Origin of the sequence: Zoogloea oleivorans, from assembly GCF_008107625.1 — a bacterium.
Lineage (GTDB): Bacteria > Pseudomonadota > Gammaproteobacteria > Burkholderiales > Rhodocyclaceae > Zoogloea > Zoogloea oleivorans.
Genome location: NZ_SDKK01000037.1, coordinates 28,142 through 36,047, shown reverse-complemented (window position 1 = coordinate 36,047; position 7,906 = coordinate 28,142). Strand labels below are relative to the sequence as shown.

The window sequence follows — 7,906 nt, the reverse complement described above, 5'->3', positions numbered from 1 at the left end:
CGGACTTCAGTCCGACATCGCCCGTTCAGCCAGCCGCGTCGGACTAAAGTCCGACCCACAAAACCACGTCCCTCCCCGTGGATCGGACTTCAGTCCGACTTCCCCCCGCCGCGCTCCGCAGTCGGACTAAAGTCCGACCCACACAACCACGCGCCTCCCTGTGGGTCGGACTTCAGTCCGATGCGGCTGGCTGAACGCGCGATGTCGGACTAAAGTCCGACCCACAGATACAGTCCGACTCACACAATCTTTTTCGGAATCGCTGCTCATGCCTGTTTTTGTCGACACCCTGCGGGACATCGTTGGCTCCGCTCATTGCCTGACGGCCGACGCCGATATGGCGCCGTTTCTTACCGACTGGCGGGGGCGCTATACGGGCAGGGCGCGGGCGGTGGTGATGCCGGCCGACACCGCCGAGGTCGCGGCCGTGATGCGCGCCTGTGCCGCTGCCGGTTGTCCGGTAGTGCCGCAAGGCGGAAACACCGGCCTGTGCGGCGGAGCGACGCCCCTCGACGACGGCGCCGCCATCGTCATCAACCTGTCGCGGCTGCGGCGGATTCGCCACGTGGACGCCGCCAACAACGCCATCACCGTCGAAGCCGGCGTGCCGCTGGCCCTGGTACAGGCCGCGGCGGAGGAGGCCGACCGCCTCTTTCCCCTGTCCCTGGCCAGCGAAGGCTCCTGCGAAGTCGGCGGCGTGATCTCCACCAACGCGGGCGGCGTGCAAGTGCTGCGCTACGGCAACACCCGCGAACTGGTACTCGGGCTGGAAGTTGTCCTGCCCAGCGGAGAAATCTGGCATGGCCTGCGCGCGCTGCGCAAGGACAACACCGGCTACGACCTCAAGCAGCTCTTCATCGGCGCCGAAGGCACCCTCGGCATCGTCACCGCCGCCACGCTCAAACTCTTTGCGCGTCCGCGCTGTGCCGTCACCGCCTGGCTGGCGGTACTCGACCCGGCCGCGGCGGTGGGCCTGCTGGCACGTCTGCGTGGCGTGGCCGGCGACCGGGTGACCGCCTTCGAACTGATCAGTCGCCCGTCCCTTGAGCTAGTGCTGCAACACATTCCCGGCGCCCGCGACCCGCTCGACCGCGCCTGTCCCTGGTATGTGCTCACCGAGCTGACCGACACCCAGGCCGGCAGCAATCTGGCAACGCTCCTCGACGCCGAACTCGAACAGGCCATCGCCGATGGCGCCGTACTCGACGGCACCGTTGCGGCCACCGGCGCCCAGGCAAGTGCCCTGTGGAGCCTGCGCGAGAACATCTCCGAAGCCCAGAAGCGCGAAGGCGTCAGCATCAAGCACGACATCTCGGTACCCGTCAGCGCCATCCCGGAATTCCTCGACCGCGCCAGCCTGGCCCTGCAGGCCTGCCACCCCGGCATCCGCATCGTGGCCTTCGGGCACCTGGGCGACGGCAACCTGCACTACAACCTGTCCCGTCCCAGCCGCGACGAAAACGCCACCTTCATTGCGCGCACCGAGGAGGTCGGGCGCATCGTTCACGATCTCGTGCATGCACTCAACGGCTCCATCTCGGCCGAGCATGGCATCGGTCAGCTCAAGCGAGAACTCATGCCGCGCTACAAGGCCAGCCTCGAACTCGAACTCATGCGGGGTATCAAGGCGCTTTTCGATCCACAAATGCTGATGAACCCCGGCAAGGTTCTTTAGGCGGTCAGTCTTCCAGGATTTGTCAGATTTTTTTACACAGGGGCCTGTTTGACGACGCCCACAATGGGAATGTCCATAAGAAACGGACCCTTGCTTTGTTCGGCATAATATTTGCTATTGATTGAATATTGCGGCGCAATGTGTTCGCGCAAAGAATTCCCGGAATTGTGTCGCAGCCCACAATATTCATTCATGATTTTTTTGAAAGGATCCCGCATGATCAAGAAACAGATCGTCCTCGCCCTTGGCGCGGCACTGACCCTCGGCAGCGCTTCCGTTGCGCACTCCGCTGTTTTCACCTCGACGGCCAATTTCTCCGGCCAGTTCCACATTTCCGGTTTTGCCGATGGCACCCCGAACGTCTACACGATCGCGCTGACCGGCCTGACCGGCCTGCTGGATCTGAACCTTCCGGCCAACAACGTCGTCAGCGCCGAGCGCAAGGGTCTTGTCACCATCGACTACACCCCGGCCATCGCTGGTCCGGAACTGGTCTCCAACACGCCCAACTTCGTTCCCCTCGGCACTGCTGCCGTCACCAACAGCGGTATCGTTGGTAACCACTTCATTTACGACTTCACCACCAACACCTTCACCTCTGACGGCAATGCCGTTACGGGCGGTGCGTTCAGTGCTTCCGCCAGCAGCCTCAATCTGCTGCTTGGCAACATCTTCGGACCCCTCGGCGCTGGTATCGGTACCGGCTCCCTGTCCGTAGTGCACACCCTGGGCGGCACCGCAGGCAACGGCACCTGGACCATCGACGTCAGCGAAACCGATGTTGGCGGTACCGGCTTCAGCGGCTTGTTCGCTACGCTGGACTCCATCCCCGCCAACAACCCGTTCGGCCTGCCGGCTAGCCTCACTGACGGCCAGTTCGACGGTTCTTTCAGCGTTATCGGCGGTGTTGTCCGCGCGACCGTTCCGGAACCCACCTCCATGGCGCTGCTGGGCCTTGGCATGGCCGGTCTGGCTGCTGCCCGTCGTCGCAAGGCCGCCTGATAGCTTCTTGTCAGGCAGGTTCATAAAAACGGCGGCTTCGGCCGCCGTTTTTCATGGGCGTCGATCCGGGGCAGGGGGGGGTAATTCAAGGTCTTTTCAGCAAAATGCAAGATAGGGGTTTACAAGCGAGTAACCCTTGCCTATAATGCGTTTCTCGTTGCACGGGGGTATAGCTCAGCTGGGAGAGCGCTTGCATGGCATGCAAGAGGTCATCGGTTCGATCCCGTTTACCTCCACCAAGATTTCGTAGTTTCTGGGTCCCCATCGTCTAGAGGCCTAGGACACCGCCCTTTCACGGCGGTAACCGGGGTTCGAATCCCCGTGGGGACGCCAAGGTTTTGGAGTGGTAGTTCAGTTGGTTAGAATACCGGCCTGTCACGCCGGGGGTCGCGGGTTCGAGTCCCGTCCACTCCGCCAGCATCAAGAAGGGAAGCTTCGGCTTCCTGGTATATGGGTTTAAGAGGTCCCCATCGTCTAGAGGCCTAGGACACCGCCCTTTCACGGCGGTAACCGGGGTTCGAATCCCCGTGGGGACGCCACCACGGGAGTGATGGGTGGCTTAAAAGGTTGTACTTGGGGGTATAGCTCAGCTGGGAGAGCGCTTGCATGGCATGCAAGAGGTCATCGGTTCGATCCCGTTTACCTCCACCAAGTTTCTGTAGTTTCTGGGTCCCCATCGTCTAGAGGCCTAGGACACCGCCCTTTCACGGCGGTAACCGGGGTTCGAATCCCCGTGGGGACGCCAAAGTTTTGGAGTGGTAGTTCAGTTGGTTAGAATACCGGCCTGTCACGCCGGGGGTCGCGGGTTCGAGTCCCGTCCACTCCGCCAGCAAGTAAAAAGAGGGAGAGCTTCGGCTCTCCCTCTTTTTTTCGTGGGTCGGACTTCAGTCCGACTCGGAGGGACTCGGAGGGTGAGGCTGGGTTGTCGGACTGAAGTCCGACCCACAGAGTCGGCCTGCGATGTTTTTGTGGGTCGGACTTCAGTCCGACAACACGCCTTAAGCCAGGCGATGCCGACTCCGGGTAACATAACCGCCTTTCCCGCCCTCGGTAAAAAAACGTCCGTGTTCCACAACATTCTTACTGTTTGCACCGGAAACATCTGCCGCAGTCCGGTTGCGGAATACCTGCTTCGCCATGAAATCGCCCTGGCGGGGCGAAAAGCCGACGTGCGTTCCGCCGGCATTGGCGCGCTGGTCGATCATCCGGCCGATGACACGGCGCTCCTCGTCATGGACGAGCTGGGCGTGCCCATGCAGGCGCACCGGGCGCGGCAGATCAAGGTCGAGCACACCCGCTGGGCAGACCTCATCCTCGTCATGCAAAGCCACCACCTCGAATACGTGCTGTCCCTCGACCCCACCGCCCGTGGCAAAACCTTTCTGATGGGGCGCTGGAACAAACGCGAAATTCCCGACCCCTACCGCCAGGGCGACGCATCGCACCGCGCCGCCTATGCCCTCATCCATGCCGACGCCGCCGCCTGGCTAGCCCGCTTTTAAGCGCCAGCCGCCGCGTGGTGGATGTTCTATCCTTGTGTATCTGTCTGGAATGTTAAAATTAATGCCACACGACATACAGACGCTGTTAACCAGGGAGTAGCAAATTGGCAAAGGGAATGATTCTGGCGGCAGGCCAGGGAACGCGGGTCAGACCACTGACCAAAAACATGCCGAAGCCCATGGTGCCAATCCTGGGCAAGCCGGTCATGGAATACCTGATCGAACATCTTGCCCGCTACGGCATCCGCGAGATCATGATCAACGTGGCCTTCAACCACTACAAAATTGAAAACTACTTCGGCAACGGGCACCGCTGGGGCGTTTCCATCGGCTATTCCTACGAAGGCGTGCGCGATCACGGCGACATCGTCCCCAAGCCCGCCGGTTCTGCCGGTGGAATGCGCAAAATCCAGGATTTCAGCGGTTTCTTCGACGAAACCACGCTCGTCATCTGTGGCGATGCCATCATTGACCTCGACATCGGCGCCGCCCTCCACGAGCACCGCACCAAGCAGGCCGTGGCCAGCGTGGTGGCCCTCGAAGTGCCGCGCGACCAAGTGCAAAACTACGGCGTTGTCGTTGCCGACGCCAATGGCCGCATCAAGTCCTTCCAGGAAAAACCCACCCCCGAAGAAGCCAAGTCCACCCTGGCCAGCACCGGCATCTACATTTTCGAGCCCTCCGTGCTCGATCTCGTCCCGTCCGGCAAAACCTTCGACATCGGCAGCGAACTCTTTCCGATGCTGGTGGAACGCGAGCTGCCGTTCTACGCCCAGAAGCGCTTTTTCAACTGGATCGACATCGGCCGCCTGAGCGACTACTGGACGGTGCTGCAGCGCGTGCTCAGTGGCGAAGTCGCCCAGATGGACATGCCCGGCAAAGAGATCCGTCCCGGCGTGTGGGTTGGCCCCAACACCTCCATCGCCTGGGACAGCGTGCAGATCGTCGGCCCCGTGTATATCGGCTCCAGCGTGCGCATCGACCCGGGTGCCTCCATCATCGGCCCCACCTGGATTGGTCACGGCAGCCACATCAGGTCGCGCGCCAAGGTCGAGCGCAGCATTCTGTTTGAGTACACCCGCATCGCCGAAGCGCAGTATTTCTCTGAAATGATCATCTCGCCGCAATACTGCGTCGACCGCAAGGGCGACACGTATTACGTTGGTGACGATGAATGCGCCCTGCGCTGGGGCGACGCCCGAGGCCGGTGAGCACCGCCATGGACGCGCGGGAGGCGGCGGGGCGCTGTCTTGAATGGATGCTCTGTGACGAGCCCTGGAAAGAGCTCGGCTTTGCCCGCCGGCCGCGGCATGGCGTGCTGGCCCAGCTCTTTCGCCCGCGGGCCAGGATCGAATTCGAGAATGGCCTGAAGCGTGAAATCCTCGCCTCGATCACCGCCGTGTACGTGCTGTCACGGCATATTGATCCTGACGAAGTGTCTGAAGTGGTGGCCCTGTATGCGGCCCACCCGCTCATCTTCCCCATGCTGGGGTTTGCATCGCAGAAGGCCGCCCGCAAGGGCATGCAGGGCGCCATCGACGACTACATGGAAACCCCGGAAGGGCAGTGGGCGGCGCTCATCCTTGGGCGCAGCGCCCAGGGCTTGCCGGCGGGGCACCGGCTGCCGGGCAGGGTAGGGGCGGGGGCTTCCCGCCTCTCCACGCGTCTGGCCACCGCCGTGCGGCAGCTCACACGCATGGCGGCCTGAACAGGCTCAATAGGCGTTCTTGTCCTTGAAGACAACCGCCACCGTCTTGAAGATGATCCACAGATCAAAACCCAGCGACCAGTTGCGCAGGTATTCCAGGTCGTACTCGATCCGCTTCTCCATCTTGTCCACGGTTTCCGTCTCGCCCCGATAGCCGCTCACCTGTGCCCAGCCGGTAATGCCCGGCTTGACCTTGTGGCGAACCATGTAGCCCTTGACGATCTTGCGATAGGTTTCGTTGTGGGCCACCGCGTGGGGGCGGGGGCCGACAATGCTCATGCGCCCCTGCAGCACATTGATGAACTGCGGCAGCTCATCCAGCGACGTCTTGCGGATGAATGCACCAAAAGGGGTAATCCGCTGATCGTTTTTGGTGGCTTGCTTCACCACCGCACCATTGTCGGTGGCCGTCATCGAGCGAAACTTGTAAACCAGAATCTCCTGCCCATCCAGCCCATAGCGGCGCTGCTTGAAGATGATCGGCCCCGGCGACGACGTTTTCACGCCAATCGCCACCCCCAGCATCACCGGTAGCAACAACAGCATCAGAATCAGCGCAATCACAATGTCCGACAGGCGCTTGATCAACCCCCGGAAGCCCGTGAACGGCGTCTCGCAAACGGCCACCACCGGCGTGTTGCCCACACTGTGAAGCTGCCCCTGGATAAGGTCAGTTACAAAAATGTCGGGCACAAAAAAGATCGATGCCGTAGTGTCCTTCAGGTCGTCGAGAAGGGAAAGGATGCGTGGCTGGCTGGCCATCGGCACCGCCAGGTAAATGTGATCAATGCGGTTCAGCTTCACAAAGCTGGCCAGATCGGCCATGCGGCCCAGCGTAGGCAGGTCGCCCGTGTCGGGCAGGCGGTCGAGATTGCGATCGTCAAAAAATCCGACAACCCGGCAGCCCAGGTAGGGATTGTCACGAAACTGGTTGCTCAGGCGCAGGCCCACATCGTTAACGCCGGCCACCACCGCCGTGCGCTGGCGGCGCCCCTCGGACAGCACATGCAGCAGTGCCAGACGGGCAAGAAAGTGCGTACCAATCAGCAGAAAGGGGGTAAGCAGCGTCCACGTCCAGATCACCGAACGCGGAAACGAATGGATGTAGCCACTGGCGTAACCAAAGCCCCCCAGGATCGCCACCAGCAGCAACCAGTTGGTGACCACCTTGCGCACCACGCGACGCGTGCTTTCGTGAAAGCCGGCGTTGCCCGGAAACATCAGCGAAAAGCACAGCACCCCCAGGATCACGTAGTTGGCCCCGGGCGTGAAGCCCAGCAGCACGGTAATAACGTACAGCGCCAGCACCGACACGAGCGGATCGAGGATGGCCTCGAGGGCGGACGTCAGTGTGTAACTTGGACGAAGGAAGCTGTGATGGTTGTCAATCAAGCTGAACATTTCGAACCTGGAAGATTATGGTGCACTGCGATGGCGGAAAAATTCACAAAAAAATGCACGCTAAAATTTAACCTCTGTGAGACAAACTGCACAGCGCGCCTCAGTAAATTTCAATAAGTCGATAAAATTTCTTTAGAAACAACTAGATGCTAAATGATACATGAATTTATCCGAATCGGTAAAGGGCATATCCCGGCACCCGCTGGCTTGATCTGAATGAATTTTGTGTCGAAAAATTTTACACTCGGCCCGTCGGACTTCCTTCGATGCTGCAAGTGCAAAATCCATATTACATTCCAACATGATGAATTATTGTGAATAGTTCGGTAATTTTCCACATGAAAAAAATTCAGGCGTGATTTTTGCATCCTCATCCCCATCACATTTTAACCGCGCTTTTAAGCTCAGCCATCATGCGTAAAATTCTCTGTTCATTTGTTGCAGCAGCGGGATTCTTAACGGCAGGGGCAGCGTGGTCGGCACCCGGCGACGTCCTGGGGGCGGCCACCAGCGTTCCCCAGGCCAGCCTGCCTTCGGTACATGGTTTGATGCCGGCCGTTGATTTTGGTGCCGGCGCCCGCGCGGCAGGCGGCAGCACGTATCGTCGTGCGCCCGAAG

The 7,906-nt window shown here is 60.6% G+C and carries 7 protein-coding genes and 7 tRNA genes; 12 read left to right on the top strand and 2 right to left on the bottom strand.

Going from position 1 to position 7,906, the window contains the following annotated elements; genetic code table 11:
* The first annotated feature begins 268 nt into the window (after positions 1–268).
* From ETQ85_RS23750 to ETQ85_RS23695, 12 genes are all read left to right on the top strand, one after another.
* The gene (locus ETQ85_RS23750) at positions 269–1,675 is read left to right on the top strand and encodes an FAD-binding oxidoreductase (RefSeq protein ID WP_148581520.1); all 1,407 of its coding nucleotides are present in this window, start codon (positions 269–271) and stop codon (positions 1,673–1,675) included.
* A gap of 216 nt (positions 1,676–1,891) precedes the next feature.
* A complete protein-coding gene (locus tag ETQ85_RS23745) occupies positions 1,892–2,677 on the top strand; it encodes a PEP-CTERM sorting domain-containing protein (protein ID WP_187394846.1) in 786 nt (261 codons plus the stop codon).
* A 163-nt stretch (positions 2,678–2,840) separates the two neighbouring features.
* Positions 2,841–2,916 (top strand) — tRNA-Ala (locus ETQ85_RS23740).
* Positions 2,917–2,934: 18 nt separating this feature from the next.
* Positions 2,935–3,010 (top strand) — tRNA-Glu (locus ETQ85_RS23735).
* Between the two features lie 7 nt (positions 3,011–3,017).
* Positions 3,018–3,094 (top strand) — tRNA-Asp (locus ETQ85_RS23730).
* 46 nt (positions 3,095–3,140) lie between these two features.
* A tRNA-Glu gene (locus tag ETQ85_RS23725) sits at positions 3,141–3,216 on the top strand.
* A gap of 36 nt (positions 3,217–3,252) precedes the next feature.
* Positions 3,253–3,328, top strand: a tRNA-Ala gene (locus tag ETQ85_RS23720).
* 18 nt (positions 3,329–3,346) lie between these two features.
* A tRNA-Glu gene (locus tag ETQ85_RS23715) sits at positions 3,347–3,422 on the top strand.
* A 7-nt stretch (positions 3,423–3,429) separates the two neighbouring features.
* A tRNA-Asp gene (locus ETQ85_RS23710) sits at positions 3,430–3,506 on the top strand.
* Between the two features lie 235 nt (positions 3,507–3,741).
* Positions 3,742–4,179 carry a low molecular weight protein-tyrosine-phosphatase gene (locus ETQ85_RS23705; protein ID WP_187394845.1) on the top strand — a complete coding sequence of 146 codons (438 nt, stop codon included), beginning with the start codon at positions 3,742–3,744 and terminating at the stop codon, positions 4,177–4,179.
* A 116-nt stretch (positions 4,180–4,295) separates the two neighbouring features.
* Complete coding sequence (locus ETQ85_RS23700) at positions 4,296–5,390, top strand: nucleotidyltransferase family protein (protein WP_148581521.1); 1,095 nt, start codon at positions 4,296–4,298, stop codon at positions 5,388–5,390.
* On the top strand, positions 5,354–5,887 hold the full coding sequence (locus tag ETQ85_RS23695) for a hypothetical protein (protein ID WP_222862282.1): 534 nt from the start codon (positions 5,354–5,356) through the stop codon (positions 5,885–5,887). The genes ETQ85_RS23700 and ETQ85_RS23695 overlap by 37 nt, the downstream gene beginning before the upstream one ends.
* Before the next feature lie 6 nt (positions 5,888–5,893).
* Here the strand turns inward: ETQ85_RS23695 and ETQ85_RS23690 are convergent, their stop codons facing one another.
* Together ETQ85_RS23690 and ETQ85_RS26720 are read right to left on the bottom strand one after the other, a co-directional pair.
* Entirely contained in the window at positions 5,894–7,288 is a 1,395-nt protein-coding gene (locus tag ETQ85_RS23690) for an undecaprenyl-phosphate glucose phosphotransferase (RefSeq protein WP_148581516.1), read from the bottom strand.
* Between the two features lie 379 nt (positions 7,289–7,667).
* Positions 7,668–7,906 (bottom strand): hypothetical protein (locus ETQ85_RS26720; protein WP_222862281.1); only part of this gene is annotated, 239 nt, incomplete at its 5' end.

Excerpts from the sequence above, each read along its gene's own strand:
- ETQ85_RS23690 (WP_148581516.1), bottom strand. The coding sequence starts at position 7,288 with ATGTTCAGCTTGATTGACAACCATCACAGCTTCCTTCGTCCAAGTTAC.
- ETQ85_RS23695 (WP_222862282.1), top strand. The coding sequence starts at position 5,354 with ATGCGCCCTGCGCTGGGGCGACGCCCGAGGCCGGTGAGCACCGCCATG.
- ETQ85_RS23750 (WP_148581520.1), top strand. The coding sequence starts at position 269 with ATGCCTGTTTTTGTCGACACCCTGCGGGACATCGTTGGCTCCGCTCAT.
- ETQ85_RS23745 (WP_187394846.1), top strand. The coding sequence starts at position 1,892 with ATGATCAAGAAACAGATCGTCCTCGCCCTTGGCGCGGCACTGACCCTC.
- ETQ85_RS23700 (WP_148581521.1), top strand. The coding sequence starts at position 4,296 with ATGATTCTGGCGGCAGGCCAGGGAACGCGGGTCAGACCACTGACCAAA.